The organism is Janibacter sp. GXQ6167 (assembly GCF_041365945.1).
Taxonomy (GTDB): domain Bacteria; phylum Actinomycetota; class Actinomycetes; order Actinomycetales; family Dermatophilaceae; genus JBGFSK01.
This window is the reverse complement of record NZ_JBGFSK010000001.1, coordinates 70,883-97,427: the sequence shown is the minus strand read 5'-3', so window position 1 is coordinate 97,427 and position 26,545 is coordinate 70,883. Positions and strand designations below refer to the sequence as shown.

The window sequence follows — 26,545 nt, the reverse complement described above, 5'->3', positions numbered from 1 at the left end:
GGAGGGGACTATAGGCGGCCATTGGCCGGGTGGGCGCCCGGTTTCCCGAGCGCTCACCCGGCCAATGAGAAGGGCGCGGTGAGGGTTAGCCGGCGTGCCCCTTCAACAGGTCAGCGAAGGGGGTCACCGCTCCGATGGTGTTACCCGATGTCCGTTGACGACGCGTAGCGACGGGGTCGGCGCCAAAGCCCGCGACGCCCGCGTGGTCGACGACCATGAGCGCGGCGAGCTCGTCGGCGGCGCGGCCGATGCGCTGGGTGAGCGCGTCGCCCCCTTCGCCCCCACCGAAGTCCTCGGTGGCCGCGAAGACCCCGGTCGGCACGACCACCGCACGCAGGTGCCCGAAGAGCGGACGCATGGCGTAGTCGAGCATCATCGAGTGCCGCGGTGTCCCCGCCGTAGCGGCGATCACGATCGGCATCCCGTTGAGGGAATCGGTGTCGAGGGAGTCGACGAACATCTTGAAGATCCCGCTGTAACTCCCGGCGAAGACGGGGGTCACCGCGATGATCCCGTCGGCGGAGGAGACGAGTTCGCGCGCCGCGCGAATCCGCTCACTCGGCATCCCGCCGCTGGTCATCATCGTGGCGAGGTCGACGGCGAGTTCGCGCAACTCGATCACGGTGACCTCCACCCCTTCTCCGCGGGCCCCGACGCGGGCCCGGACGGAGTCGGTGAGTTGGTCGGCGAGCAGGCGGGTGCTTGAGGGCTGGGAGAGCCCAGCAGTGATCACGACGAGACGACGGCTCATGCGACGGTCTCCTTTTCGGTGTCGTCAGCGGACTCGGCGGCTTCGGCGGCCTGAGCGGCAGCTTCGGTCACCGCGGCCGCAGTGGGGGGAACCACCGCGCGGTGCGGCGAGTCGGGACCAGCCGCGACGAGGCTGGTGTGGGTGGGCGGGTCGCTCGGGACGTGAGCGGGGCGACGCGCGTCAAACTCGCGGCGCAGCACCGGCACGACCTCGGTCCCGAGGATCTCGATCTGCTCGAGGACCTGGTCCAGCGGCAGGCCCGCGTGGTCGACGAGGAAGAGTTGACGCTGGTAGTCCCCGACGTAGTCGGCGAAGCCGAGCGTCCGCTCGATCACCTGCTCGGGCGTGCCCACCGTGAGCGGGGTGTCCCGGGTGAAGAACTCGAGCGACGGACCGTGCCCATAGACCGGAGCGTTGTCGAAGTACGGACGGAAGCGCCGCTTGGCCTCGGCCTCGGTCTCGGCCATGTAGATCTGGCCGCCGAGCCCGACGATGGCCTGGTCAGCCGACCCATGCCCATAGTGCTCGAAGCGCCGCCGGTACAGGGCCACCATCTGCGCGGTGTGCTCCTTGTTCCAGAAGATGTGGTTGTGGAAGAACCCATCGCCGTAGAAGGCCGCCTGCTCGGCGATCTCGGGGCTACGGATCGATCCATGCCAGACGAAGGGGGCCACGCCATCCAGTGGCGCGGGCGTGGAGGTGAAGCCGCGAAGGGGAGTGCGGAACTGCCCCTCCCAATCGACGACCTTCTCCCGCCAGAGCCGGCGCAGGAGGTGGTAGTTCTCCACGGCCATCGGGATCCCTTGGCGGATGTCCTTGCCAAACCACGGGTAGACCGGGCCGGTGTTGCCGCGCCCCATCATGAGGTCCATCCGGCCCCCGGAGAGGTGCTGCAAGAAGGCATAGTCCTCGGCGATCTTCACCGGGTCATTGGTGGTGATCAGCGTCGTCGAGGTGGACAGGGTGATTCGCTCGGTCTTCGCCGCAAGGTACCCAAGGTGGGTCGTCGGCGAGGACGGGACGAAGGGCGGGTTGTGGTGTTCTCCCGTCGCGAAGACGTCGAGGCCCACCTCTTCGGCCTTCAGCGCGACCGCGGTCATCGCCTCGATGCGCTCGTGCTCGGTGGGGGTGTGCCCGTTGGTCGGGTCGGTCGTGACGTCCCCGACGGAGAAGATCCCGAACTGCATGATGGCCGCCTTCCGAGTCCCTTCGGACTCTCATCGTTAAGATTTCAATTACCCTAACGAAGGGGTCATCCCTGCTATTCCACCTCGAGGCGGGGACGCTTCCCCCTCCCGTCACCTGCTCAGTCTCAGGCAAGATAGGGCGCACGTAGACCCCGACACCAGCGAAGAACGGACATGACGACCGCAGCCCGGATCGGCGCCTGGCGCACCTACATCGAGGCGAGCATTCGCCTTCAGACCGAACTCGACGAGCGCTTACGCCGGGAGGCGGGCCTCAGCCTCAGTGACTTCAACGTGCTCCTCACCCTCTCGGAAGCCCCGAACCGCCGGCTCCGGCTCGGCGAACTCGCCCAGGCGATGATCTACTCCGCGAGTCGGCTGACCTACCAGTCCAAGGTCCTCGCTGGCCGCGGCTGGGTCGAACGCCAGGACGTGCCCGAGGACGGAAGGGGGCAATATTTGCGCCTCACCGACGCCGGCGCGGACGCCCTCGACCGCGCCCGGGTCACCCACGGTCGCGACGTCGACGAACTCTTCCAGTCCCACGTCAACGACGATGAAGTGGACGTGATCGGGCGCGTCTTCGCCCGCCTGCAGAACTAGCGAGCCCCCTTCGACCGCGCCCCATCTTGGCCGCGGCCCTGTGCGAGCGAGGGTTTCGTCTGGCAGGGTGTGCGCCAGGCGACAACGGCGACGTGGAGGTACCGGTCATGCACGTGCTTTGGGGACTCGGCGGGATGTGCGGCCTGCTGCTCATCGCCTTCGCTCTTTCGAGCAATCGCAAGGCGATTCGGCTGCGAACCGTCGGCCCCGCCCTCGCCCTTCAAGTCGGCTTCGGGGCGCTCGTCCTCTTCGTCCCCTGGGGTCGCGACGCCCTCTCGTGGGTGTCTAACGGCTTCCAGGCGATCATCGATTCGGCCAAGGCCGGGATCGGCTTCCTCTTCGGGCCGCTGATCCCCGAAGAGGGGCTCATCTTCGCCCTCCAGGTCCTCCCGGTCATCGTCTTCTTCGCCTCGCTGACCGCTGTGCTCTATCACCTCGGCTTCTTGCAGAAGTTCGTCCAGTTCTTCGGCGGCGGCCTGCAGCGACTGCTCGGCACGGGTAAAGCCGAGTCGACCAATGCCGCGGCCAATGTCTTCCTTGGCCAGACCGAGGCCCCGCTCATCATCCGCCCCTACATCACTCGGCTATCCCAGTCCGGGCTCTTCGCGGTAATGGTCGGGGGCCTGTCGACCGTGGCGGGCTCGGTCCTCGTCGGCTACTCCCTGCTCGGCGCGCGGCTCGACTACCTCATCGCGGCGGCCTTCATGGCCGCTCCGGGCGCCCTACTGATGGCCAAAATCATCATGCCGGAGGACCCCGAGGTGGTCGCGGCACAACAGGCGGGCATCGATGAGTTGACCTCCCGCACCGGCCGACCCGAGGCCCGTACCGCGGTCGCGACGCACGGGATGGCGGCGCCCGTCGGTCAGGGTTATGAAATCCATGGCCGCGGAGACCGTCACGATCACGGCAAGGACCAGCCCCTTCCCGATGACACCGGGGAGTTGGAGGCCCTCACGGCCGAGTCTGATGACGATGACGTCCTCGGCGAGGTCCGGCACCGCAATGTCATCGATGCCGCGGCCTCCGGTGCCGCCGATGGCGCCAAGCTGGCCATCAATATCGGCGCCATGCTTCTCGCCTTCATCTCCTTGATCGCGCTGCTCAACCTGATCATCGGAGGCGTCGGCGGCTGGTTCGGCCAGCCCGACATCACCTTCGAGCAGATCCTTGGCTATGTCTTCAGCCCGGTCATGGTGATGATCGGCGTGCCGCTCAATGAGGCCGTCGAGGCCGGCTCCTACATCGGCCAGAAGATCGTCGTCAACGAGTTCGTGGCCTTTAGCAACTTCGGTCCGGAGGCGGCGAGCTTTAGCCCCCGGACTCAGGCGATCATCACCTTCGGGCTCACCGGCTTCGCCAACCTGGGCTCGCTCGGCATCCTCCTCGGCGGCCTCGGTGGTCTCGCCCCGAAGCGCCGCGGCGATATCGCCACCCTTGGGATGAAGGCCATCGCGGCCGCCACCCTCGCCAACCTCATGAGCGCCGCGATCGCCGGCATCATGCTCGGCGGCGGCTGATGACCGGACCGGACGTCAGCGCACGCCCCCTTCGGGTCGGGTGGAAGGCCTCGGCCGAGCAGTTCGCCCCTCGAGACCTTGCCGCGATCGCGGTCCACGCCGAAGAGGTCGGTCTGGACTCAGTCTTTGTCTCCGATCACGCGCAGCCCTGGCGGGTGACGGGTGGACACGCACCGAGCGCGCTGGCCTGGCTCCCCTGGGTGGCGGCGCGCACCGAGCGGATCACGCTCGGCACCTCCGTCCTCACGCCGAGCTTCCGCTACAACCCGGCCGTGCTCGCACAGACCTTCGCGACCATGGCGCTGCTCGCCCCGGGCCGCACCGTCCTCGGCGTCGGCACGGGTGAGGCCCTCAACGAGACCGCCGTCGGGGCCCTGGCGCAGGGCGAATGGCCCGAGTTCCGCGAGCGCTTCGCGCGGCTGCGTGAAGCGGTGCGGTTGATGAGGGAGCTCTGGAAGGGCGATGAGGTCACCTTCGCCGGCGACTACTACCGCGCGGAGGGTTTGCGCCTCTTCGACGTCCCCGATGAACCGGTCCCGGTGTGGGTGGCCGCCGGCGGCCCCGTCGTCGCGCGCTACGCCGGGCGGATGGGCGACGGGATGATCTGCACCTCCGGCAAGGGTCGTGAGCTCTACGCCGAGAAGCTACTGCCCGCCGTGGTCGAGGGGGCCCACAAGGCCGAGCGTGACCCCGACGGGGGCGAGCGGATGATCGAGATCAAGCTCTCCTATGACCGGGACCCGCAGGTCGCGCTCGAGGCGACCCGCTTTTGGGCACCCCTGTCGCTCTCCGCGGAGGACAAGCACTCGCTCGGATCAGCCGCGGAGATGGAAGCTGCGGCCGACGCCCTGCCGATCGAGCAGGTTGCCCGGCGCTGGATCGTCTCCTCTTCGCCCGATGAGGTGGTCGAGGCTATCCGCGAGTACACGGACCTTGGCCTCAACCACCTCGTGATCCACGCGCCCGGACATGACCAGGCACGCGCGCTGGATCAGTTCCGCGACGACGTCCTCCCGGGCCTGCGGGACCTGCAGCCACGCCGCCTCGGGTGACCTGGGCTCACAACGGAATCAATCGTTCGATGGATGGGCGGTTTGGTAAGGCTCACCTAATCTGCTCGCATGACCGTCGCCACCGATGTCCTGCCCCTGTCCCGCGCGCTGAAGGAATCCACCGCCGCCGTCCACGACGAGGCCGAGCACTCCCCCTTCATGGGTGACCTGCTCGCCGGTCGGGGGTCCTCCGCCAACTTCATCGCCCTGACCGAGCAGCTCTGGCACATCTACGACGCCCTCGAGCGCTCGATCGAAGCCACCGTCGACCACCACGCGATCACCGCGGTGCACGACCCTCGGCTCGCGCGGCTCGCCGCGCTAGAGGCCGATCTCGATCACCTTTCTCCCGGGTGGCGCGAGCGCGCCGACGCCCTCCCCGCGACCCGCGCGTACATCGAACGGATCCAGGCGTGCGCCGACGCGCCGCACCGACTGCTCGCCCATCACTACACCCGCTACCTCGGGGATCTCTCAGGCGGCCAGGTGATCCCAACCCTCATCACGCGCCACTACGGGGTGACCGACGGACTTAGCTTCTACGACTTCGAGGCGATCGGCCGGGTCAAGCCGTACAAGGATGGCTACCGCGCCGCGCTCGATGCCATCGAGTTGAGCGAAGGGGAGCGGGCCGAGGTCCTCGACGAGGCCGTCGCGGCCTTCCGCGCCAACTCGGCTCTCTTCGCCGCGCTCGCCTAAGGACGGGGTTCGGAGGCGCCGACCTCCGCCGCGGCCGCCGTGACGAGTGTCGCCGTTCTCGCGATCGGCGTCGTCCTATCTACTCGTCGACGGACCCCGACCGCCAGCCAGCGCCGGTGACATCGAGGACGAGCAACTCGTAGGGGGTGAGCTCGACACCATCGCGGAGGTAACGGGTCCCCCCTTCTCTCGCATCGGTTGCCACCTTCGGCTGGCCGGACATCACCTCGGCGGCGATGTGCTGCGGCCACGGTGAGAAGTTCGCGAGCACCAGCAGGTGCCCTCGGGTGAAGCCAAGGACGTGCTCATTGCGGGGATCGAAGGGGGTGAGCGCGTTGCCGGCGAGGTCCGGCCACGCGCGGCGCAGCGCGATCAGGTCGCGAAGTGCGGCGTACACCCGCCCGGCGTCGGCGCTCGGATCCCCGGCCTGCGCGTACCGCTCCTCCGGCCGCGGCGGCCGATGGACCCACCGTGTGTCTCGCGCCACCAGCGGATCGTCGGGATCGCCCAGTTGCCCCACTTCGTCCCCGAGGTAGAGCAGCGGGATACCGCCGGTCAGCATGGCGATCCCGTAGGCGAGGGTGATCCGGTCGACGGCGAAGGGGTCGCCCTGGACCAGTCCGAGCAGATCGGCCGTGGTGCCGCTGATCCGGGCATCACCGGTCCGCGGGTTCTCCTGGAAGGGGACTCCGCGAGCCCACGACCCCTCGTGCCGCCCGGTGTACCAGGCGTTGAGGAAACGCCGGTGGTCGTGGCCGTCAATTCCGAGTTCGGCGGCGTCCTCGTCGGCGAAGGTCCAGCCGATGTCGTCGTGGCTGCGGACGTAGTTGACCCACTGGGTGCCCGGCGGAAGTGCGTGTCGTCGCGTCAGAGCCTGTTGCAGGAGAAGGGGTTTGGTGGTCGCGAGCCCTTCCCAGACCAGGGCCATCTGGAGGGGGTTGTACGACAACTGGCACTCGTCGGTATCGATATATGTCGCGACCTCGTCGGGGTGGACGATCGCCTCGGACTTAAAGACCACCGCCGGCGCGACGATCCGACATATCGCGTTGAAGGCCCGGAGCAGGTGGTGGACCTGCGGGAGCGACTCGCTCGGCGTCCCTAGTTCCTTCCAAATGAAGGCGACCGCATCCATCCGCAGCACCTCGACCCCGAGCGCAGCAATCGAGAGCATCTCGCGGGCCATCGCCCGGAAGACCTCCGGATTCGCGTACCGCAGGTCCCATTGGTAGCGGTGGAAGGTCGCCCACGCCCACCGGCCATCGCCGAGCGGGACGAAGGAACCCGGGTGATCGTCGGGGAAGATCTCGCGAACGGTGCGCTCGTAGGCATCCGGCATCGTGCGGTCGGGGAAGATCCAGTAGTACTGATCGAAGGGGGCCACGCCGTCGGCGGCCTGCAGCGCCCACGGGTGGTCGTGGGCCGTGTGGTTGAAGACGAGATCGAGGCAGAGACTGATCCCGGCCGCGCGCAGATCCCTCGCAAGTTCCGCGAGGTCCTCGGTCGTCCCAAGGTCCGGGCGGACATCGCGATAGGACGAGATCGCATACCCGCCGTCGTGATCCCCGTCAGGCACCGCGAAAAGCGGCATGAGGTGGAGGTAGCTGATCCCGAGGTCGCGCAGGTAGGGGATTTGCGCGCGCACCCCATCGAGATCGCCTGCCCACCGGTCGACATAGGCCATCGCGCCGACCATTTGCTCGCTCGCGTACCAAGTGGTGTCGTGCTCGCGCTCGTTGTCGAGGAGGTGCAACTCATCCGGACGCTCCTCCCAGGCGACCACCAGATCGCCTGCGAGAGAGCGCAATTGGAGCAGGGCGTCGACCCGGTCGCCGTACACGGTAAGGAACTCCCGGGCCAGCCGGGGGAAGTGCGCGTCGAAGCGTCGCAGGAAGGCCGGATCCAGCCGGTACGCGCTCAGCAGGTCCGCGCGGATGAGGGCAGCGATGGCCTCGTACATACGCTCATCCTTCCCGCGCAGCCGTCGTCCCGGCAAGCGCCGCTCGGACGCGCCCCTTACGGGATCTGTCGCAAGCGCGCGGCCAGGATTTGCTCGAGCAGCTCGCTCGGAAGGGGGACCTCGTCCGGGATCTGGATCGCCCCCTTCGTCGTCGCGATCCCGAGCGCCGCCAGGTCATCGGCGAACTCACCGACGACTCCACTGGAGAAGGGGTAGAGGCCGATGTGTTTCTTGGTCGACATCACCGCCACATAGCCCTTGCCGCCAACGACCAGGGCGGGCATGGCGTACTTCATCCCCTCGACCGCCTCGGGTGCGAGGCGCCTCGCGGTCGCATAGATCGCCTCGACCCGCCCGCGACGAGGTTCGGGCAGGTCAGCGACGTAATCGGTGACCGGCTGCTCGGGCGCGGGGATCATCCTGCGATGCTAGCCACCAGATCCCCTTCGCGAAGGAGTACCGCATGACCAGCGAGCACGTCCGGATCGAACGCGATGGCGCGATCGGTCGGATCACCTTCGACGCGCCCGAGCGGCTGAACGCCGTGGACCCACCGATGCTGCGGGCGCTCGTCGCGGCGATCGAGGCGTGCGACGCCGACGCCGAGGTGCGGGTCATCGCGCTACGGGGCGAAGGGCGAGCCTTCTGCGCGGGCGCGGACCTCACTCGCTCCAGCGACGGCGTCGCGCAGATTCCCGTCGAGACAGCCCTTGGAGTCGGCGCGGTATCCCGCGCCATCATCGCCACGAGCACCCCGACGGTCGCCCTGGTCCCGGGCGTCGCCGCCGGAGCTGGGGTGTCGATGGCTTTGGCGTGTGACTACGTCCTCGCCGGCGAATCCTCCCGCTTCGTCCTCGCATTCGGAGCCATCGGGTTGATGCCCGACGCCGGGGGCTACCGCACTCGTCGCGGCCAACATCGGCCGCGCTCGGGCGCTTCGTCTCGCCCTCACCGGTGAGCAACTCCGTGGCCCAGAGGCCGCCAGCTGGGGCCTTGTCAGCGAGTGCGTCGCCGACGCGGAATTCGATGCCCGCGCCGCAGCGATCCTTGAGCACCTCGCGGCCGGCCCACCTCTCGCCTGGGCCGACACCACCTCGGCGATCAATGCCGCGACCATCGATTTAGAGGCCGCGTTGGCCCTTGAGGAGCCGGCCCAACAGCGGCTCATCGCGAGTGAGGACCTCGCTGAGGGCCTGGCCGCTTTCCTCGACAAGCGCACCCCGACCTTCCGCGGCCGGTGACTACTTCTCGGCGATCGTCACGCTCTTGATCGTGTGGACCGTCGTTGGCGCGCCGCCGTCGGACCCGTCCGCCTCGATCGCCTTGACCACGTCCATCCCGCCCGTGACCTGCCCAAAGAGGGTGTATTGCGCGGGGAGGTTGACGCCAGCCGGCCCGGTCACGATGAAGAACTGACTCCCGCCCGAGTTTGGCGCTCCGGTGTTCGCCATGGCGAGGGAGCCCTCCTGGTACGCACCCTCCTCGGGCAACTCATCGGTGATCGTGTAACCCGGTCCACCAGCGCCGGTGCCCTCCGGGTCGCCGCCTTGAATCATGAAGCCGGGGATCACGCGGTGGAAGGTGACGCCGTCATAGAACTTGTACCGCGCGAGATAGACGAAGTTGTTGACCGTCGTCGGGGCCTTCTTCGCGTCGAGGTCGATCGTCACCTCGCCAGCATCGGTCGTCATCGTGGCGGTATAGGTCTTCGCCGGATCGATGCACATCGGGGGTGCCTCGGTGAAGCTCGTGACCCGTTCCTTGGCCCCGTCGGCTGGCGGACAGCCCTGCGTGGTGGCCGATTCGGCGTTTCCGCCCGGCGTCATCGTGTCGTTCGAACTACACGCCGCTCCGGTGAGGAGGAGCGCGGCGACGGCGGCCGTCGCGAGCAAGCGAGAGGTCATGGCGCCGCAGTCTACGAAGGCGGAGCGGCTCCCCCTTCACCCGCCGCGCCGAGCGCAGCGATCTTCGGCGCTTAGGGCTCGGCGCGGAGTCGCGCCTCTAGGGCCTTGGCGAGGCGATCCATCTGCTGGACGTGGGCGGAGTCCCCATCGCTTTGGAGGACAGCAGGCCCATCGCCGGCGGTGATGATCGCGACCGCGTAGCCGTCGACGATCCCCATCTGCCGGGTCTCGGTGTCCGGGGTCAGCCAACCGCCCTTAAAGGCGCTTGCCCCAATGGTCCCGAGTCCCCAGCGGTGCTGCGGGATCGGGTGCATCGTTTTGACGACATACCGGCTGGTCGCGGGCGAGACGACCTGGCCATTGGCGAGGGCTGCCATGAAGCGCACCTGCTCGCGAATGCCCCACTGCATGACCCCCTCCTTCGCGGCCGGGACTTGGGTCGTCGTGTCACCGATCGAGCGCAGGATCGCGGTGATGGGCTGCTGTGCGCCCCCGGGGATCGCCGATCGCAGCGTGATGAGCGCATTCATGTCGGAGGCCGTGAGGGCTCGGGTGATGAGCGCGCGCTGGTCGGCGGTCAGTTGGCCGGGGTCACCACCAGCGACGGTGTCGATGAAGGCGCAGACGATGAGGACCTTCGATGTCGACCAGGCGCGGCTGCTCGGGACCGACCCGACGACCGTGACCTCGGATGGATGGCGAAGGGGGGCATACGCGATCGCGTTGCGCGTATCTCCCTTCAGCGAGTCCTTGGGTTCGCTGATCTTCGTCGCTGAGGTCGTCTTCGACGACGACGGCGCCGAAGAGCCCGGCGTGCTCGGGGTGCTCGGTGAGGGCGTCACCGTCGTGGTGGAGACCGCTTCGGGAGTGGGCTGCGGCTCCGCTTCGCCGCTGCTTCCTCCGCAGGAGGCGAGGAGGGAGACCGAGGCGAGGGCCACCAGGAGCGGGGCGAGGCGCGCCCCCTTCGTCGACTGCACGGAACAACTCAACCACGGGTGGGAAGGTTTGGGGCGCAACGGGAGTTGCCCCTCACATGCGCTTTTCTGTCCTCGACCTTGCCCTGATCAATCGCCACGAGACCGCGGCCGAGAGTTTTGCGGGGAGTGTGCGGCTGGCCCGGGCGGCCGAGGAGCGGGGCTACGAGCGCGTCTGGTACGCCGAGCATCACGGGATGCGCAGCATCGCCTCGAGCGCGACGAGCGTGCTGATCGCGCACGTCGCGTCGGCGACCTCCACCATCCGGGTAGGAGCTGGCGGGATCATGCTGCCGAACCACTCCCCGCTCGTGATCGCCGAGCAGTTCGGCACGCTCGGCACCCTCTATCCCGACCGGATCGACCTCGGTCTCGGGCGCGCTCCCGGTGGTGATCAACGGATCTTCCGGGCCCTGCGCCGGGACCCGCGCGCCTCGGACCGCTTCCCCGATGATGTGCGAGAACTCCAGGCCTACCTCGCGGGTGACTCGATCGTCGAGGGCGTGCAGTCCTACCCGCACACGCCCGTCCCGCTCTACATCCTCGGATCCTCGACCTACGGTGCACAGGTCGCCGCCGCCTTCGGCCTGCCGTACTCCTTCGCGTCCCACTTCGCGCCGGACGCGCTCGAGGCGGCGCTCGCGATCTACCGCGAGCGTTTCCAACCCTCGGAGCAACTCGAGCGGCCCTACGCCATCGTCGCCGCGAACGTGATCGTCGCACCGACGACCGAGGAAGCCGCCGAGATCCAGCACGACGTGCTCCGCTCGCGGGTGCGCCACTTCATCCCGGGCGTTGCTCGCGCCGACGATGCTCAGATCGACGAGATCCTCGCCTCGCCACATGCGGCGCCGGTGCTGCGGATGGCGTCGAAGACCGCAGCGGGCACCGGCGAAGAGGCGCGCGCCTGGCTCGACGATTTCGCCGCGCAGACGGGGGCCGACGAACTCATCGTCGCCTTCCAGGGGCGCACCACCGACGAGCGGGTCCGCTCTCTCGAGTTGCTCCCGACCGACTAGATCCCGCCCCACTCGGGGGCGCCGGTAACTACGCGCCCATCCCCCGGCGAAGCAGCGCGAGAGAACGCTCGACGACCCGCTCGTCGTGGGGGTAGGTGCGCGGCGAGTTCGCGACGCCGTAGAGCATTGAGATCGCGAGGAAGAGGTCGGTCAGCTCGACGTCCTCGCGGATCACGCCAGCGGCGATCGACGCGCGAAGGGGGCGCGTGAAGATCTCGACGGTGCGCTCCCAGAGCGCGGTGACATGGGGCGTGTCCGACTCCGTGCCCCCGGCCGCATTCACGATCCGAAAGAGCCCCGGCACCGCCATCTGGTCCGAGGCGACGAGGCGCAACACATCCAGGAGGACCTCGGGGTCCTCTTCGTGCTCACGGGCATAGGCGTCGTAGCGCTCGAGGCGGGCCTCGTACATGGCGGCTGCGAGCGCCGTCCGGTCCGCGAAATGGCGGTAGAGCGTCCCGCGCCCCACGCCAGCGGTATCGGCGACGCGCTGCAAGGGCGCGTGGGGGGACTCAGCGGCGAAGACTTCTTCGGCCGCCGCGAGGATCGTCGCGCGATTGCGACGGGCGTCCGAGCGCTGGTTCACCCCGCCATCGTACGAACCGGCAGCGCCCCCTTCCTGACTGGACGCTCAAAAGCCCTCGGGTGTAGCGTGAGGAGCAAAGCGGACACAGATGTCCGCTTCGTGCCTGAGCCGCCGGCCGCCTTCGTCACGACCTCCGACTCGACACCCGGAAACGGTCCTGACACGGAAGGTGAAAGCGCGTGTTTCTCTACGAAGCCGCCCCCTGGTACTCGTACGCGATGTGGTTCCTCGTCCTCGCAGCCCTCGTCGGCGCGAACGAGTTGGCCCGGCTGAACAAGTGGGTCGCGCTTGGCCTCTTCGCGGTGCTGCCCATTGCCCTGACGATCTTCGTCTGGCCCACGACGGCCGGCGCGGGATCCTCGACCGGCACCTGGTTCCACTGGGTGAAGGTCTACTCCGCGCTCGCCGGGTGCCTCGGCTTCCTCGCGCTGCGCTTCATCAAGGGCGCGAGCGCGAATAAGTGGGTCCTGATGTTCCCGCCCGCGATCCTCGCGATCAACATCCTTGAGGCCGTCGCCCGCGACCTCCAGGTCTGGCTGATGAACGCCGATGGCATCGTCGATGGCGTTTACATGCTCTCCGGTCCGTGGAACGCGATGAACGCCGCCGCCGGCCTGATCAACATCGTTACGATCTCTGGCTGGATGGGCATTCGCCTCTCCAAGAACAGCAAGCAGGACATGATCTGGCCCGACATGATCTGGCCGTGGATCATCGCCTACGACGTGTGGAACTTCGCGTACGTCTACAACTGCGTCGGTGACCACAGTTTCTACGCCGGCGCCGCCCTGCTGATCAGCTGCACGATCCCGACCTTCTTCATCACCAAGGGCACCTGGATGCAGGCCCGCGCCCAGACCCTCGCCTTTTGGATGATGTTCACGATGAGCGTTCCCGCCTTCGTCTCTACCTCGGCCTTCGCGGTGCAGACCTCGCGCAACCCGGCCGCCCTCTTCACCGTCTCGGCGCTCGCGCTCGCCATCAACGTGGCCGTGCTCGTCTACCACGTCTACCGGATCCGCACGCACAAACTGAACCCGTTGCGTGAGGAGATCTACCGGGGCCTGCCCGCCTACGAAGAGGTCGCCGCCGCCAACGGCCCGGCTCTTGGGCTCGGCGAACTCCCGGCCCCGGACGACGCTTCATCGCTCACGGGAAGCCTCGCCCACCGCTAAGGCGTCACCCCTCAGCTTGGGCAACGCACCCTGACGAAGGGGGATCAGCCGCGCGGCTGGTCCCCCTTTCGATTCGGCTCCGTCGGAGAGAATGCTCTTCGTGTCCTCTTCGCCTGCACCGCGCGAACCCTCCTGGCCTGCTCTGTTAGCTGCGCTGGTCGTCGTCTTGCTCTACCTCGCGTTACCCGATGGCCTCACACTCGGGCCCAACTGGATCGTCTCGATCATCGCCGGAGTAGTCCTCGCGATCCTCGCGGTGACCGGCCCGGCTCGGCACCCGAAAGAGGCTGCCCACCTTCGTCCCTTAACGATCGCGCTGACGGCGGTTCTATCGGTGGCCAACGCGTCGTCGGCCGCGCTCCTCGTCTGGCATCTCCTCGGCCACGGCATCCGCCCGGTCAGTGGATCGATGCTGATCAGCGCGGGCCTCGCGGTGTGGCTGTCCAATATCGCGGTCTTCGCGCTCTGGTACTGGGAGTTTGATAGCGGTGGTCCGGCAGCCCGGATCGCCAGTGGGCGTCCGGCCGAAGGCCGCGGCTGGATGTTCGCCCAGGACACGGTGAGCGACTATCCGACGTGGCGCCCAGGCTTCGTCGATTACCTGTACCTGTCCATCACTAATCAGACCGCGTTTTCGCCGACCGACACTCTGCCCCTGCGCTCGGGTGCGAAGGTGCTCATGGGCTTCCAGGGTCTGCTGTCGATGGTGATCATCGGGCTCGTGGTCGCCCGGGCGGTCAACATCCTCTGATGCGCGGCGGCTGCTCCCCACGGCGTTGGCTCGACTGTGGGCCGCTTCGGGCATCGCCGGTACAGTCTTTGTGATGTCTGCTCAGTCCGGCCCCGGTGCCATCACGCGGCGACAGGTCGCTAAGGGCATGGCCTGGGCCACCCCCGTTCTCGCCGTCGGCGTCGCGGCACCAGCCTTCGCGGCGTCACCGAAGGGATGCTTCCGCCTCACCTTTCCCCCGAACGGCACGAGCGCCGCGGGCACCTTCGCGCTGACCCCAGTGGGCGGCGCCGCCACCGGTGCGATGTCGCTCACGATGAGCAGCACACGCACCGCGGGGAGGCCCCTGGGCAACAACTTCCGTTTCGGCGTTTCGACTGGCGCTCCGGATCTCCAAGACCTGCCGCGGGGAATCGTGCTGTATCAAGAAGGGAGCGGAGGTGTTAGGCCTAGCCAGACGATCACCTTCACCGTAAACACGCCGATCACTGAAGTCCGGATGACGCTGGCGAACAAGACAGAAGGCGGCGGGTCCTATCGAGACGACGTGAACTTCACCGTGGGGGGGAGTTGGTCCTCGTCATCAACAGCGGGACCGTCGTGCCCGGTACTGCGGTCACCGAGACATGCGAAGACCCCTTTTCCTTCATTCTGCGAAGCACGAGTGCCTTCACGACTATGTCCATGACGTACTTCTCCGGCCAGGGGCTCGCACCGCAGTTCATGTCGATCACCGGCCTGACCTTCTGCACCTGAGGGTGTTGGTCGCCTCCAACCTGCGACGGCGTCACATAGCGCTGCTCGTCGGTCAGCCGCGGATGGTGTCGCGGCGCTGACGATTGTTCTTCGGCTCGCGTCGCTCGCTCATTTCGTTGAGCTGGCGCACCATGTGCTCGCCCACCTCATGGAAGGCGTCGCGCGGCTCGGGCTCGGCCGAGGTCGAGACCAGGCGCGGGAGGCCGTGGATCCAAACCTCAAACGTGGTCTTGGGGTCCGCCGAATCGCGGTCCTTGATGCTGACCTCGGCCTCGACATTGCCGCGCACTCGCCCCAACCGCTTGAGGGCCTGCGCCAACGTGTGCTCCATCATCGGCAGATCCGACTGGGTCACGCCGCCGCCGAGAGTGATCCGATCGACGCTGAAGCTCTCGCCGCTCGCCTGGGTCTGGGGGGACTCGCTCACCTGGTGCTCCTCGAGGTCGACGGGTGGTCGGCACCTCTTCGTCGGCACCGACTCCAGGCCATCTCGGCCCGGTCCCTCCACCTTATGCAGCGCGTCTGAGACCCACCTGGGGACCCCCTCCGCACCCCCTTCCTGAGCCTGGCCTGCAAAGGGTGCCCACGCTCGCACCCACCGCACCCCCTTCCTGAGCCTGGCCTGCAAGGGGTGCACAGCAAAGCACCCTCCGCACCCCACCCCCGAACCCGGCCTGCAAAGGGTGCCCAGACCCGCACCCACAGCACCCCCTACCTGAGCCTGGCCCGAAGGCGCCCACGCTCGCACCCTCCGCACCCCACCCCCGGACCTGGCCTGCAGAACGCGCCCACGGCAGCACCCTCCGCACCCCACCTCCGAACCTGGCCTGCCGAAGGGGGTTGACCCTGACACCGTGTCAGGCACCAGAGTCGTCCTCATGGCCGACCACCAACTGCTTCGTATCGGAGCCTTCTCGACGCTCAGCCGGCTCTCGGTCCGGATGCTGCGCTACTACGACACCCACGGCGTCCTCGTGCCCGCTGCGACAGACGACGCCACTGGATATCGGCAGTACGACGCGAGTCAGCTCCCGGACGCCGTGCTGATCCGACAGTTGCGCGATGTGGGCTTTTCGGTCTCAGCCATCGCCGCCCTGCTCCCCCTTCGCCACGACCCCGATGCCTTGGGTCGGGCACTCGGCGTGCAGCGCGATCAGCTCCTCACCGATGCCGCGCAAACCAAGCGCCGCATCGCCGATCTCGACCATCTCGTTTCGAGCATTTCGGAAGGACAGCTCATGACCACCATCACCACCACGACCCTGCCCGCGCAGCGTGTCGCCGCCCTGCGCCTCACCATCCCCAACTACTGGTCCGAGGGGATCGCCTGGGAGCAGCTCATGGCCGAAACCAGGCGCCAAGGCATCGTCTTCGGACCGGCGCCGTGCGGTGCCACCTTCTACGACGACGGATACCAGGAGGCCGACGTCGATGTGGCGGTCTGGATGCCGATCGCCGCAGACGCCGAGGTCGCCCAACCGCTCGTCGCCGAAGACCAGCCGGAACAGCACGTGGCCGTGGCGACGCTGCACGGCTCGTTCGACGGCATCCCCGCCACCTGCGACGCACTCGCCGCGTACATCTCGGAGCGAGCCCTCACCCCAAGCGGCCCGATGTTCAACCGCTACCTCGTCGGCCCCGGCCGCACCCAGAACCCCGACGAGTATGTGACCGAGGTCTGCGTGCCGGTCTGACCCACGCCACCATCACGAAGGGGGTCTGCCTCGCCCGTCGATCGCGGGACGGGCGGGCCCCCTTCACCATGCCCCCATCGAGGTGACGACGACCACAGCGATAGGCCAGGATGGGCAGAGCAACAGCAATGACGCGCAACGGGCCCGCCTTGGCCCCGCAGGAGGCGACCACATGACTGACTCGACGAGCACTTGGCCCGCGAACGACCCGGGGACCTGGCGCCACTTGCCGGCCAGTTCGCGCCCCGTCGACCCGGACCGCGTGCAGGACCTCCTCGCTAAGGAGTGGGAGCGTTTCACGACCTGGTCGAGCGGTTCCGGTGAGCACAACAAGCGGGCCGCGGAGACCCTGCCCCTTGGCGTCACGAGTTCCTTCCAGCACTGGGACCCCTACCCCATCTCGATCGAGTCGGCGCGCGGTGCGTGGCTGACCGATGTCGACGGCAACAAGCTGCTCGACCTGTCGATGGGCTTCGGCGCGATGCTCGTCGGCCACCTCAACCCGGTCGTGGTCGAACACGTCACCGAGGCACTGAACGACACCGGCACCCTCTTCGTCACGCCGTCGCCTCAGGCCACCGAGGTCAGCGAGCGCTTCAAGCGACGCTTCGGCCTCGACATGCTGCGCTTCACCAACTCCGGCACCGAGTCGCTCATGTACGCCATCCGCTCGGCACGCGCCTACACCGGCCGCAAGGCGATCGTGAAGATCGAAGGGGGCTACCACGGCGGGTACGACGGCCTCCAGGTGTCGGTCAAGCCCGACCTCGAGGACATCGGCCCGGCGGACAACCCGACCCCGCAGGTCCCCTTCGACGTCGAAGCCGGCACCGTCTATGTCGTCGCCTACAACGACCTCGGCCAACTCGAGCGGGTCCTGCAGGAGCACGGCAGTGAGATCGCCGCCTTGGTCGTCGAGCCCGTCATCGAAAACCTCTCGATCGTGGTCCCGGACGAGGGCTACCTCGCCGGTGTCCGCAAGGCCTGCGACGAGCATGGCGTCGTGCTGATCTTTGACGAGGTCAAGACCGGCCTCACCGCCGGGTACGCGGGCGCCGCGCAGCGCCTCGGCGTCCAGCCCGACCTCATCACGCTCGCCAAGAGCATCGGCGGCGGACTGCCGCTCGCGGCGTTTGGCGGCAAGCGCGAGGTCATGGAGGTCGTCGTCGACGGGCGGATGGCCCACTTCGGCACCTACAACGGCAACCCGCTCGTCATGGCGGCGGCGAAGGCGGTCGACGAGATCTGCACCCAGGAGGCACTCGACGGCGCCGAAGCGATCAACGACCGCGCCATGGAGGCGATGGACGCGATCATCGCCGAGTACGAACTGCCCGCCCAGACCGTGGGCCTCGGGGTGAAGGGGTGCGTCACCTGGTCGACCACCCCGGTGCGCAACTACCGCGACTACAAGGCGACAAACTTCGGGCTCGCCGAACTGTCCTGGCTCTGGGGCGTGAACCGCAACATCCTCACCCCGCCCGGGCTCGACGAGCAGTGGCTCGTGTCGCTCGCGCACACCGATGAGGACATGGCGCTCCTCGTCGATGACTTCCGGCAGCTCGCGCAGGCACTGCGCGCCTGACGCGTCGCGTCACCTGGGTCAGCCCGAGCCCGCGGGCTCGGGCTGACCCAGGTCGTCTGGATCCGACGTCACAAGATCGACGGCTTCCTTCTCGCCGCTCAAGAAGACGGAGAGCCAGCGCAGGTTGGGGGTCGAGTCAATGAGCACGGCCTTGAAGAACAGCGTCATCGGGATCGCGAGCAACGCGCCCAGCGCCCCGACGATAAGGGTCCAAAAGACGAGGGACATGAAGGTGGTCGTGGTGTTGAGGCCGACCGCGTCGCCCATGAAGCGCGGCAGCATCAGCGTCTGGACGACAAAGCTGATCAGCATGTACGACACCATCACCGCGATCGCGGCGCCCGGCCCCTGATCGAGCAGCGCCATCAGGGTCGGGGGGATCAGGGCGAGGACAAACCCGACGTTCGGGACGAAGTTACAGATGAAGGCGAGCAGGGCCCAGCTGAGAGCCAAGGGCACGCCGATGATCGTGAGCGCGATGAAGTCACCGACCGCGAGGATCACGCCGAAGATCGCTGAGTACAGCCAGTAGGTGCGGACCCGCCATCCGAAGTCTGCGAGCGCCGCGGTGAGGTGCGGGCGCGCCCGACGCAGGGCCGCCGTGCGATGGGAAAGCGAGGCGGTGTCCATCGTGAGGAAGGCCACCGCGAGCAGGACGAAGAGGACGAGCGTCGTGCCCGAGGCCAACCCCGAGACCACCGATTGGGCGAACCCGATCACCGCCCCCATGTCGAGCCCGGCGATCGCTTCGCGCAGGTCCGGCGCCTTCACCCCCCACTGATCGAGATGGCGCAGGCCGTCGTTGATCAGCGACGAGAAGGCCGACGAGTACTGCGGGAGGCGGTTCGCGAGTTGCAGCGCGGACATCCCGATGACCACGAGCATCGCGACGAGGATCGCGTAGAGGACGAGCAAGGTGAGGACCGTGGCCGCCCACCGCGGCAGCCCCTTGCCCTGAAGCCAGCCCGACAGCGGGCGTGCGGTGAGGACGAGCGTGAGGGCGAGGAAGACCGGCCCGATCAGCGCCTGCACCTCGCGCATCCCCGCGAGGACGAGCACGGCCGCCGCCCCGACCACCAGAATCATCGGCCCGGTGCCCCAGCCTCGCTCGGTCGTCATGCGCCCCATGATCCACCCGAAGGGGGTGCTCCGCCATCAGGTCTCGCCGCGCGCCGCCGATCCCCGACGAGCCGGGCCCCCTTCTCCTGTGACCGGAGCCACACCCGAAAACCCCTGTGCGACGCGGCGATCCGGTGCGGCGGATTGGCCTGGCACGTAGGGTGCGGACCATGAAACGCACCGTTTTCGATGAGGATCACGAGTCGTTCCGCTCCACGCTGCGCGACTTCCTAAAGGCCGAGGTCGTCCCGCATTACGAGCAGTGGTACAACGACGGCCTCGTGCCGCGCGACTTCTACGCCAAGCTGGGCGAGCTCGGCGTCTTCGGCATCGAGGTCCCGGAGGAGTACGGCGGCGCAGGCCTCGACACCTTCAAGTACGAGGCGATCCTCGCCGAGGAAACCGCCCGCGCGGGTGTCCTCCTCGGCGGGTCCGGCGTCCACGTCCTGCTCTGCCTCCCCTACATCAAGATGCTCGCGACCGAGGAGCAGAAGCAGCGCTACCTGCCGAAGTTCGTGACCGGTGAAGAGATGTGGGCGCTCGCGATGACCGAGCCCGGCACGGGTTCTGACCTCGCGGGGATGAAGACCAGCGCGAAGCTCTCCGAGGACGGCACGCACTACATCCTCAACGGTGCCAAGACCTTCATCACCGGCGGTGTCCACGCCGACAAGGTGATCGTCTGCGCGCGGACCGCTCCGCCCAGCGAGGAAAACCGGCGCCTTGGCATCTCCCTTCTGGTCGTCGACACCAAGTCCGACGGGTACGCCGTGGGCCGCAAGCTCGACAAGCTTGGCCTGAAGACCTCCGACACCGCCGAGTTGTCCTTCACCGACGTGCGCGTCCCGGTCGAGGACCTGCTCGGCGAAGAGGGGAAGGGCTTTTACTACCTCGGCCACAACCTGCCGCAGGAGCGTCTCGGCATCGCGCTCGGCGCGTACGCGCAGGCCGCCGCGGCGATCAACTTCACCAAGGAGTATGTCCAGCAGCGGGTCGTCTTCGGGCAGCCGGTCGCGGCCTTCCAGAACACCAAGTTCGAGCTCGCGGCCTGCAAGGCGAAGGTGGATGCGGCGCAGGCCGTCGTCGACCGCGGCATCGAGGCGCTCGACGCGGGCGAGCTGACTCCCGCCGAGGCGGCCTCCGCCAAGCTCTTTTGCACCGAGGTCGCCGCGGACGTCATCGACCGCTGCCTGCAGCTCCACGGCGGCTACGGCTTCATGAACGAGTACCCGATCGCGCGCCTCTACGCCGACAACCGGGTCAACCGGATCTACGGCGGCACCTCTGAGGTCATGAAGTCGATCATCAGCAAGGACATGGGGCTCTAAAAAGAAAACTCCGCCCCTCAGCGACAGGCGAAGGGGGAAGGGCGCGCGCCCTTCCCCCTTCGCGCGTCTCATGCCCCGCTCAGGAATCGCGCTGCATCAGCGGCGCGACGTGCTCCATGTAGTAGGCGAGGACCCGCTCGTCGGCCCAGGCCCACGCGTCCTCGCCGCGCAACACGGCCTCGGCGCCACCATCGCAGTAGATCGTCTGACCGCAGGTGCTGGTGTTGGCCTCAGACGCCAGCCAGATGAGCAGATTCGCGACCGAGTCCGCGCTCTGGTGGTAGTTGAGCGGCATCGGCACGCTCGCGTCGACGAGCGCCATCCCATCGCCGCTCGCGCGCAGTTCCTCGGTCATCGGGGTGATGACGACACCCGGAGCGACCGCATTGAGCGGGATCCCGGCGCCCGCCCACATGTCGGTAATCGACTCGCGGCGAATCCAGCGGGACAGGGCCCGCTTCGATGAGCCATAGATCTGGTTCGCGGTCTGCGGGTCACCTGCGAGCCCATCGGCGATCGTGAGCGCCCGCTGCTCGTCGCCCGCGAGCATGGCCTCGACGAGCTCCGACGAGTTGGGGTGCAACGTCGCCATCGACGAGACGGCGACCGCGCGGGGTGCCTCCGCGGACGCGAGGACCGGGCGGATCGCCTCGAGGAAGTCGACCACGCCGAAGTAGTTGACCGCCACCGTGGTCGGCGATGGCGCGGACAATCCGGCGCAGGCGATCACCGCGTCGACCCGCGCACCGGTCGCATCGAGCGCCTCCCGCGCCCCGCGTTCGCGCCCCTGCCTGGTGCTGAGGTCGGCCTCGACCTCTGCACCGCGAAGGTCGACGCCTACCACCGTGTGGCCTTGCTCCCGGAGGAGTTCCGTCGTCCTCTTGCCGATCCCCGAGCCTGCTCCGGTGATTAGGTAGGTCCGAGCCATGGCTGCGTCAGCCCCCTTCTCGCGCCGTCGTTGGCGCTGGTGTTGGTCTGATCCAGTCTGCCGAGGTCCTCGCCAGGTAGCCAGTGATCACGGCGAGCGCGGCACACCGAGGGGGACTCGGTATCCGGACGGCTGGATGAAGGGGACGTGCCCCCCTTCCTCCTAGCGGGGCCTCTGATCCGCGATCCGGGCGTCCAGCGCGACGCTCACCTCGGGCCACTCCTCGGCCAGGATCGAGAAGACCACGGTGTCACGGAAGCTCCCGTCAGCTCGACGCTTGTGGCGACGCAGCACCCCTTCGCGCACGGCCCCGAGCCGCTCGATCGCTTGCTGCGAGCGGAGATTCAACGCATCGGTCTGGAGCTTCACGCGGCCGAAGCCGCAGTCGTCGAAAAGGTGCGAGAGCAGGAGACGCTTCGCCTCGGCATTGACTACGGTCCCCCACCACTTCGGGCCGTAGAAGGTCGACCCGATATGTGCCGACTCGTTCGCAACGGATACATCGTGTATCGCGCTGGTGCCCACGACCGTCCCGGCGGCACCAAGCGGGCTATCGGCCGCCAGGCGCACGGCGAAGGGGGTATGCCCGGGGCTCTTCGCCGGCAGATAAGACGCCAGAAGGAGTGCGCGCATCTCGTCAACATCGCGCGGCGGGGCGTGCATCACGAAGCCAGATGCGTAGGCGCGAGGGTCAGCGAAACAGGGGTAGAGCCCCTCGGCATCGCTGTCCTGCAAGGGATCCAGCCGCAGGTTCGCACCGACCAGAGGACGGCCGCCGGGTGTGGTGGTCACTGGTCGGCACCCCAGCAGATCGAGACATGAGCCATGGCGTCAGCCTAGGTGCGTCGCGACCACTTCCCGACCCCCTTCGGACCCGGTAACCCGCCGCGAGGGGCCATGGCGGTGGCGCTAGGGCGTGCAGGGGGTCGTGGTGTAGCGAATCGGGCTGAAGTAGACGAACTGCCACCGCCCCTTGGTGTTGACCCCAAAGAGGTTCGACGAGTACCGCAACGCGATCGCCTGACCCGCGTTCAACTGCGCCCAATCCAGGCGCAAAAGGGATCGTGAACTATCGGTCCCGAGCGAGATGTTCGGGGCCGCCAGCCAGGGGTCCGACTGCGTGCCCGTCCCCGAGATGACCGTGTTGCCCGGGTGGGCGCCTGTCGGGTCGTTATACCTAGTCACTTGCGGCCTCGGCGCGCCGTCACCGACCCAGATCTGATCCTGGTAGGTGTCCGTCTGTGCGTCGATGTCGGCGACCCAGAGCGTGACGTTGTACATCGTGGTCGGCGCAATGAAGGTGAAGTAGCTGGCGAAGGGAGCCTGCCGGCGGTCGTTGCTGACCGCGTTTTGGCCGTAGACCAGCCAGTCTCTGCCGAGGGTGCCCTCCGGTTCGCCGTCCCAGTAGTTCGAACCGACCGATTCGAGCATTGGGGCGTAGTTGCCGGGGTTGTTGACCCCATTCGTCCGGTACCGCAGTTCTCCGACGGTCGACTGGATTCGGGTATAGCTGCTCGCGTACGCCGTGCCGTCGAAGAGGGTTCCTGAGGAGTTCCCCTCGACAGCCCGCGCGAGGTCGGTCGGTGTCCCGCCCGCCTCCAAGCCGTAGCGCGGCCCGTACTCCACGTACTGCCACGGAGCCGCCGTGGTGCCACAGCGCGGCCCCGGCGAGGCGGCCATCGCGGGCGCCGCTACCCCCACTGCGAGCACCGGAGCCGCCCACGCGAGGTGCCCGACGCTCCGTCGGCTCACGAGCACCGGTCCAGTGCCACCCGCCTGACCGTCTGCACCGCGGCCCGTGTCGGCTAATTGAGCCGAGTCCCCCATTACTGCTACGTCCTCACATCTGATCTGTCGAAGCGTTCAGCACTCCGTCACCGGGCGAACGCACAAATCATCGAGCCTAAGCATCAACTGACGGCAGGGACGAATCGACAAGGGCGATCGTGACGGGTTTCACCATCGCTCTGAGGTCGTCGATGTGGGGCCGTTAGGTGAGCGGTGCCGTGACGCGAGCTACGTCGGCGCCGAGCGCCGCGAGGGCGGCGCGCGCGTTGACCGTGGCGGCCACGCCGTGGCCCCCGGCTCCCATCGAGACCACGCGATCGGGCGGCTCGAGGAGGTCAGCATCGGCGACGACCGGCCAGGCGGTGGTCGATCCGAAGGGGGTAATGGTGCCCCGCTCGTAACCGGTCACCGCCAGGGCAGTGGCCGCGTCCGGCATGGAGAGTCGGCTCACGCCGAGGTGGGCACGCAGCAGGGGCCAGTCGATCTCTCGATCCCCGGGCACGAGGACGAAGAGGAAGTCACCCTCCCCGCGCCGCACCACCAGCGTCTTGACGATGTCCGCGGGGCGCACCCCGCGCGCTGCCGCCGCCTCGCCGAGGGACCGGACCGGTCCGTGCCGCGTGATTGAGTACTCAATCCCGCTCTCGCGCAACGCATTCTCGGCGCGTGCTTCGGACTCACTCACGCGCACTCCCCCTTCGTCATCGGTTGAGGTCGCTTAGGCCTCGAAGACCGCCTGCACCGTCACCTCGACGGTGATCTCCTCCGGCCGTAGATCCAAGCCCTCCCCCGAGTCCCAAGCGCTGCGCGCATACATCGCGGTGGGCCCGCCACCGGTCCCATCGAGCAGCCCGGGGTCCGCGACCTCCACGCAGGTGACCGGCCCGCGCCCGAGGGCATCGGCCATCGCCTGGGCTCGTGTGGTGGCTCGCTCGATCGCAGCGGCGACCCCCTCGACCTCCTGGCGAGCGCGGGTCGCGTCGGAGAGTTCCCACGCGATGTGGTCCACCTCCACCCCGTCGGTTGCTGCCCATCCCGTCGCGGCGCGGCCAAGGGCGGTGAAATCGCCGAAGGTGGCCCGTGCGCCCACCTGTGCGCGATGGCGAAGGGGGAGCAGCTCGCCCTGGTCATTCGTCGGGCGCCAAGAGCGGGTGCCGAACGCGCCGACCGAGAACTCGCTGACCTCCCCGCTCCCGCTCAAGCGATCCAACTCGGAGGTGAGGTCCGCCGCGAGCGCCTGCGTGGTCGCCATGGCCTCGTCGGCGGTATCCGCCTCGTGGCTGACGGTCACGTGGATGGTGCCCCGCTCGGCGGGCAGGGCTTTCTCGTGCGTGCCCTGAACCGTGATGCGCATGCCGGAAGGGTAGTCGTGCCCGGGGGCGACCCGACCCCTTCGAGGTGGGTGATCTGTCGGCTCGGTCGCGCGGTGCGGGTCGCGCATGAGTTCTGGAGAGACCAGCGCGATCAGGACCGGCGCGAGCCACGCGCCGAGGAAGACGAACCACGACCAGGCGTTGAAGGTGAGGTCGGGAAGGGAGTGCTCGCGCAGGACATCGCGGGGGATGCTCTGGAAGCGATCCAGCAAGGTGAAATGCAGCGCTACGGCGACCCCCGTCAACCCCAGCGAGAGCAGCAACTGAATCCACGGGGTGTGGGCGCGACCGGATTTGCGCCAGTCATCGAGCACCGAACCCATGTGCGAGCCAGCGAGTCCGAACGCGAACGCGAGGAGGGCGGGCGCCGCCATGTAAAAGACCTCGGCGTCGTCGGCATTTCGCACCGGCATGACGATCACCATGATCCACGGAATGAAGACCGCACCGGCCCACACGACCGAGCGCCACGAATGCCGATGCCGGACCGCTAACCGGTAATCCCTCACGGACACGAGATCATCGCGTATGGACGGTGACGGGCGCTAGCGGTGGCCTCGGGGTGAGGGGCGGGCCAGGTCCTACGCTCCGGGGTTCAGTTCTCGGGCCCGGTGGTCCGCGGCGTGAGTGCTCGGAGGTGATTCATCGAGCCCTCATGGGTCGCGAGCATCACCCGTCCGGAACCGTCGGTCGCGAGCGCGACGAGTTCACCCTGATGCTCGAAGGGGGCGGAATCGTCGCCGAGCACGATGGTGCGCGTCGTGCCCCCTTCGGCGAAGGCGACGATATCGTGCGGCGATGCGGCGGCGACGGCGACCATCGGACGGTCCAGGTCGGCCGTGGTGGCGAAGGTCTGGGGCGGGTCGATGCGGTCCGGGCGCCCGGCGTGGAGCGTGAGCCGCCAGACGACGACTTGCCCCGCGCTGCGGCCACCGACGATGCAGTAGTCGGACGTGCAGTCGATCGCCGACGCCCGCACGATGGGTTCGTCGTCGGGTACGGGCAGCGGCACCTCATGCCATGGTCCGGCCGGATCGGTGGCGCTCCACACCACCGGCTCGTCTCGCAGCGGGGCAGTCAGCCGTGTCACCCAGCCCGCCACTTCAAATCTTCCGCCCGCGGCCGAGACGGCTCCCGGAGAGGGGAGGTCTTTCGCGGTGGCCGCACTCACCGCGCCCGATCGCGGCTGGACCCACCGAGCGCCCTTCGGCTCCCACGTGGTGAGGTCATACCCCTTCGCGGTCGGGTTCAGCCACGTCCCGACGAGGACCGGACCGGCGCTCGACGACGCCGCGCCCTTCACCATCCCGGCATCGATCCCGCCGAAGGTCTCGAAGGTCTGCGGCTGCTCGACGAGGGCGCGCATTGTCCCGCGCCAGACCGTCCACCGGACGTTGCCGTGAGCCCCCGCCCGGAAGCCGCCGAGCGCGACGACGTCGTCTCCGTTCGCACTCACCGAGAGGAGCTCTGCCTCCCGCGCGTAGGCGTCCTTGCCGCTGCGAAGGGGGATCAACCGGACCTGGCCGTCGCCGCGCCGCTCCTGCAGGATCGAGCGCGGCACCGCGTTCGGGTCGTGGCGTCCGATGAGCAGGCCGCCCGAGGTGCCCGTGAGCGTGACGATCGTCCCGGGACCGGCGGCGTCGAGTTCCTCCCAGGTTTGAGTCGCGGGCTGGCCGCTGGTGCATCCCGCGATGAGGCCGGCGAGCACGATGACGACGCCCGCGGTGATGCGACCACGCCGCGCGGCGCGCGACGACCGCAGCGAGACCCCCTTCGGCGTCATCTCGTCACCGTAGACCTGCGTGAGGCCCGCC

General features: G+C 68.1%; 27 protein-coding genes. 12 read left to right on the top strand and 15 right to left on the bottom strand.

Going from position 1 to position 26,545, the window contains the following annotated elements:
• Positions 1-85: 85 nt before the first annotated feature.
• Together AB8K43_RS00445 and AB8K43_RS00440 are read right to left on the bottom strand one after the other, a co-directional pair.
• Positions 86-751, bottom strand: a complete 666-nt coding sequence (locus tag AB8K43_RS00445) for an FMN reductase (protein ID WP_370890266.1) — start codon at positions 749-751, stop codon at positions 86-88.
• Positions 748-1,938 carry an LLM class flavin-dependent oxidoreductase gene (locus tag AB8K43_RS00440; RefSeq protein WP_370890264.1) on the bottom strand — a complete coding sequence of 397 codons (1,191 nt, stop codon included), beginning with the start codon at positions 1,936-1,938 and terminating at the stop codon, positions 748-750. Before AB8K43_RS00440 ends, AB8K43_RS00445 begins: the two co-directional genes overlap by 4 nt.
• Before the next feature lie 174 nt (positions 1,939-2,112).
• Between AB8K43_RS00440 and AB8K43_RS00435 the strand changes: the two genes are divergently transcribed.
• From AB8K43_RS00435 to AB8K43_RS00420, 4 genes are all read left to right on the top strand, one after another.
• Positions 2,113-2,541 (top strand): MarR family winged helix-turn-helix transcriptional regulator, encoded by a 429-nt coding sequence (locus AB8K43_RS00435; protein ID WP_370890262.1) that lies wholly within the window; start codon positions 2,113-2,115, stop codon positions 2,539-2,541.
• 107 nt (positions 2,542-2,648) lie between these two features.
• A complete protein-coding gene (locus tag AB8K43_RS00430) occupies positions 2,649-4,061 on the top strand; it encodes a NupC/NupG family nucleoside CNT transporter (RefSeq protein WP_370890260.1) in 1,413 nt (470 codons plus the stop codon).
• Entirely contained in the window at positions 4,061-5,113 is a 1,053-nt protein-coding gene (fgd, locus tag AB8K43_RS00425; protein WP_370890258.1) for a glucose-6-phosphate dehydrogenase (coenzyme-F420), read from the top strand. Before AB8K43_RS00430 ends, fgd begins: the two co-directional genes overlap by 1 nt.
• Before the next feature lie 69 nt (positions 5,114-5,182).
• Positions 5,183-5,812, top strand: coding sequence for a heme oxygenase (biliverdin-producing) (locus AB8K43_RS00420; RefSeq protein ID WP_370890256.1), 630 nt, complete (start codon positions 5,183-5,185; stop codon positions 5,810-5,812).
• Between the two features lie 79 nt (positions 5,813-5,891).
• Here AB8K43_RS00420 and AB8K43_RS00415 read toward each other — a convergent pair whose 3' ends face one another.
• A complete protein-coding gene (locus AB8K43_RS00415; RefSeq protein WP_370890254.1) occupies positions 5,892-7,772 on the bottom strand; it encodes an alpha-amylase family protein in 1,881 nt (626 codons plus the stop codon).
• A 56-nt stretch (positions 7,773-7,828) separates the two neighbouring features.
• Entirely contained in the window at positions 7,829-8,191 is a 363-nt protein-coding gene (locus AB8K43_RS00410) for an iron chaperone (RefSeq protein WP_370890252.1), read from the bottom strand.
• Between the two features lie 44 nt (positions 8,192-8,235).
• On the opposite strand from AB8K43_RS00410, the gene AB8K43_RS00405 reads away from it, so the two are divergent.
• Both AB8K43_RS00405 and AB8K43_RS00400 read left to right on the top strand, forming a co-directional pair.
• Positions 8,236-8,730 carry an enoyl-CoA hydratase-related protein gene (locus tag AB8K43_RS00405; RefSeq protein ID WP_370890250.1) on the top strand — a complete coding sequence of 165 codons (495 nt, stop codon included), beginning with the start codon at positions 8,236-8,238 and terminating at the stop codon, positions 8,728-8,730.
• Positions 8,690-9,013: an enoyl-CoA hydratase-related protein gene (locus AB8K43_RS00400; protein WP_370891155.1), complete on the top strand. Its 324-nt coding sequence runs from the start codon at positions 8,690-8,692 to the stop codon at positions 9,011-9,013. The genes AB8K43_RS00405 and AB8K43_RS00400 overlap by 41 nt, the downstream gene beginning before the upstream one ends.
• On the opposite strand, the gene AB8K43_RS00395 is transcribed toward AB8K43_RS00400, so the two are convergent.
• Together AB8K43_RS00395 and AB8K43_RS00390 are read right to left on the bottom strand one after the other, a co-directional pair.
• Positions 9,014-9,676, bottom strand: coding sequence for a peptidylprolyl isomerase (locus tag AB8K43_RS00395; protein ID WP_370890249.1), 663 nt, complete (start codon positions 9,674-9,676; stop codon positions 9,014-9,016).
• A gap of 71 nt (positions 9,677-9,747) precedes the next feature.
• Entirely contained in the window at positions 9,748-10,653 is a 906-nt protein-coding gene (locus AB8K43_RS00390) for a hypothetical protein (RefSeq protein ID WP_370890247.1), read from the bottom strand.
• A 56-nt stretch (positions 10,654-10,709) separates the two neighbouring features.
• Here AB8K43_RS00390 and AB8K43_RS00385 point away from each other — a divergent pair, with 56 nt between their 5' ends.
• The gene (locus AB8K43_RS00385; RefSeq protein WP_370890245.1) at positions 10,710-11,669 is read left to right on the top strand and encodes an LLM class flavin-dependent oxidoreductase; all 960 of its coding nucleotides are present in this window, start codon (positions 10,710-10,712) and stop codon (positions 11,667-11,669) included.
• A gap of 28 nt (positions 11,670-11,697) precedes the next feature.
• Here AB8K43_RS00385 and AB8K43_RS00380 read toward each other — a convergent pair whose 3' ends face one another.
• On the bottom strand, positions 11,698-12,255 hold the full coding sequence (locus AB8K43_RS00380; RefSeq protein ID WP_370890243.1) for a TetR/AcrR family transcriptional regulator: 558 nt from the start codon (positions 12,253-12,255) through the stop codon (positions 11,698-11,700).
• A 179-nt stretch (positions 12,256-12,434) separates the two neighbouring features.
• Between AB8K43_RS00380 and AB8K43_RS00375 the strand changes: the two genes are divergently transcribed.
• Together AB8K43_RS00375 and AB8K43_RS00370 are read left to right on the top strand one after the other, a co-directional pair.
• Positions 12,435-13,430 (top strand): DUF5692 family protein, encoded by a 996-nt coding sequence (locus AB8K43_RS00375; protein ID WP_370890241.1) that lies wholly within the window; start codon positions 12,435-12,437, stop codon positions 13,428-13,430.
• A 100-nt stretch (positions 13,431-13,530) separates the two neighbouring features.
• Positions 13,531-14,181, top strand: a complete 651-nt coding sequence (locus AB8K43_RS00370) for a hypothetical protein (RefSeq protein ID WP_370890239.1) — start codon at positions 13,531-13,533, stop codon at positions 14,179-14,181.
• A 787-nt stretch (positions 14,182-14,968) separates the two neighbouring features.
• On the opposite strand, the gene AB8K43_RS00365 is transcribed toward AB8K43_RS00370, so the two are convergent.
• Complete coding sequence (locus tag AB8K43_RS00365; protein WP_370890237.1) at positions 14,969-15,343, bottom strand: hypothetical protein; 375 nt, start codon at positions 15,341-15,343, stop codon at positions 14,969-14,971.
• 427 nt (positions 15,344-15,770) lie between these two features.
• On the opposite strand from AB8K43_RS00365, the gene AB8K43_RS00360 reads away from it, so the two are divergent.
• Positions 15,771-16,610 carry a GyrI-like domain-containing protein gene (locus tag AB8K43_RS00360; RefSeq protein ID WP_370890235.1) on the top strand — a complete coding sequence of 280 codons (840 nt, stop codon included), beginning with the start codon at positions 15,771-15,773 and terminating at the stop codon, positions 16,608-16,610.
• Between the two features lie 172 nt (positions 16,611-16,782).
• Positions 16,783-18,195, top strand: coding sequence for an aspartate aminotransferase family protein (locus AB8K43_RS00355; protein ID WP_370890233.1), 1,413 nt, complete (start codon positions 16,783-16,785; stop codon positions 18,193-18,195).
• 18 nt (positions 18,196-18,213) lie between these two features.
• Here the strand turns inward: AB8K43_RS00355 and AB8K43_RS00350 are convergent, their stop codons facing one another.
• Positions 18,214-19,314 (bottom strand): AI-2E family transporter, encoded by a 1,101-nt coding sequence (locus tag AB8K43_RS00350; RefSeq protein WP_370890231.1) that lies wholly within the window; start codon positions 19,312-19,314, stop codon positions 18,214-18,216.
• A 170-nt stretch (positions 19,315-19,484) separates the two neighbouring features.
• On the opposite strand from AB8K43_RS00350, the gene AB8K43_RS00345 reads away from it, so the two are divergent.
• Positions 19,485-20,642, top strand: coding sequence for an acyl-CoA dehydrogenase family protein (locus AB8K43_RS00345; RefSeq protein WP_370890229.1), 1,158 nt, complete (start codon positions 19,485-19,487; stop codon positions 20,640-20,642).
• Between the two features lie 79 nt (positions 20,643-20,721).
• Here the strand turns inward: AB8K43_RS00345 and AB8K43_RS00340 are convergent, their stop codons facing one another.
• The 6 genes from AB8K43_RS00340 to AB8K43_RS00315 all read right to left on the bottom strand — a co-directional run bounded on the left by AB8K43_RS00340 (position 20,722) and on the right by AB8K43_RS00315 (position 26,514).
• Positions 20,722-21,570 carry an SDR family oxidoreductase gene (locus AB8K43_RS00340; protein WP_370890227.1) on the bottom strand — a complete coding sequence of 283 codons (849 nt, stop codon included), beginning with the start codon at positions 21,568-21,570 and terminating at the stop codon, positions 20,722-20,724.
• Positions 21,571-21,732: 162 nt separating this feature from the next.
• Positions 21,733-22,362: a GNAT family N-acetyltransferase gene (locus AB8K43_RS00335; RefSeq protein ID WP_370890225.1), complete on the bottom strand. Its 630-nt coding sequence runs from the start codon at positions 22,360-22,362 to the stop codon at positions 21,733-21,735.
• A gap of 117 nt (positions 22,363-22,479) precedes the next feature.
• Positions 22,480-23,322, bottom strand: a complete 843-nt coding sequence (locus AB8K43_RS00330; protein WP_370890223.1) for a hypothetical protein — start codon at positions 23,320-23,322, stop codon at positions 22,480-22,482.
• A gap of 238 nt (positions 23,323-23,560) precedes the next feature.
• The gene (locus AB8K43_RS00325; RefSeq protein ID WP_370890221.1) at positions 23,561-24,043 is read right to left on the bottom strand and encodes an aminoacyl-tRNA deacylase; all 483 of its coding nucleotides are present in this window, start codon (positions 24,041-24,043) and stop codon (positions 23,561-23,563) included.
• 33 nt (positions 24,044-24,076) lie between these two features.
• Positions 24,077-25,246 carry an SIMPL domain-containing protein gene (locus AB8K43_RS00320; protein ID WP_370890220.1) on the bottom strand — a complete coding sequence of 390 codons (1,170 nt, stop codon included), beginning with the start codon at positions 25,244-25,246 and terminating at the stop codon, positions 24,077-24,079.
• 80 nt (positions 25,247-25,326) lie between these two features.
• Complete coding sequence (locus AB8K43_RS00315) at positions 25,327-26,514, bottom strand: hypothetical protein (protein WP_370890219.1); 1,188 nt, start codon at positions 26,512-26,514, stop codon at positions 25,327-25,329.
• Positions 26,515-26,545 lie beyond the last annotated feature (31 nt).

Bases quoted from the DNA above. Each gene is read 5' to 3' on its own strand.
- AB8K43_RS00445 (WP_370890266.1), bottom strand. From the start codon at position 751: ATGAGCCGTCGTCTCGTCGTGATCACTGCTGGGCTCTCCCAGCCCTCA.
- AB8K43_RS00440 (WP_370890264.1), bottom strand. From the start codon at position 1,938: ATGCAGTTCGGGATCTTCTCCGTCGGGGACGTCACGACCGACCCGACC.
- AB8K43_RS00435 (WP_370890262.1), top strand. From the start codon at position 2,113: ATGACGACCGCAGCCCGGATCGGCGCCTGGCGCACCTACATCGAGGCG.
- AB8K43_RS00430 (WP_370890260.1), top strand. From the start codon at position 2,649: ATGCACGTGCTTTGGGGACTCGGCGGGATGTGCGGCCTGCTGCTCATC.
- fgd (WP_370890258.1), top strand. From the start codon at position 4,061: ATGACCGGACCGGACGTCAGCGCACGCCCCCTTCGGGTCGGGTGGAAG.
- AB8K43_RS00420 (WP_370890256.1), top strand. From the start codon at position 5,183: ATGACCGTCGCCACCGATGTCCTGCCCCTGTCCCGCGCGCTGAAGGAA.
- AB8K43_RS00415 (WP_370890254.1), bottom strand. From the start codon at position 7,772: ATGTACGAGGCCATCGCTGCCCTCATCCGCGCGGACCTGCTGAGCGCG.
- AB8K43_RS00410 (WP_370890252.1), bottom strand. From the start codon at position 8,191: ATGATCCCCGCGCCCGAGCAGCCGGTCACCGATTACGTCGCTGACCTG.
- AB8K43_RS00405 (WP_370890250.1), top strand. From the start codon at position 8,236: ATGACCAGCGAGCACGTCCGGATCGAACGCGATGGCGCGATCGGTCGG.
- AB8K43_RS00395 (WP_370890249.1), bottom strand. From the start codon at position 9,676: ATGACCTCTCGCTTGCTCGCGACGGCCGCCGTCGCCGCGCTCCTCCTC.
- AB8K43_RS00385 (WP_370890245.1), top strand. From the start codon at position 10,710: ATGCGCTTTTCTGTCCTCGACCTTGCCCTGATCAATCGCCACGAGACC.
- AB8K43_RS00355 (WP_370890233.1), top strand. From the start codon at position 16,783: ATGACTGACTCGACGAGCACTTGGCCCGCGAACGACCCGGGGACCTGG.
- AB8K43_RS00350 (WP_370890231.1), bottom strand. From the start codon at position 19,314: ATGACGACCGAGCGAGGCTGGGGCACCGGGCCGATGATTCTGGTGGTC.
- AB8K43_RS00345 (WP_370890229.1), top strand. From the start codon at position 19,485: ATGAAACGCACCGTTTTCGATGAGGATCACGAGTCGTTCCGCTCCACG.
- AB8K43_RS00340 (WP_370890227.1), bottom strand. From the start codon at position 21,570: ATGGCTCGGACCTACCTAATCACCGGAGCAGGCTCGGGGATCGGCAAG.
- AB8K43_RS00315 (WP_370890219.1), bottom strand. From the start codon at position 26,514: ATGACGCCGAAGGGGGTCTCGCTGCGGTCGTCGCGCGCCGCGCGGCGT.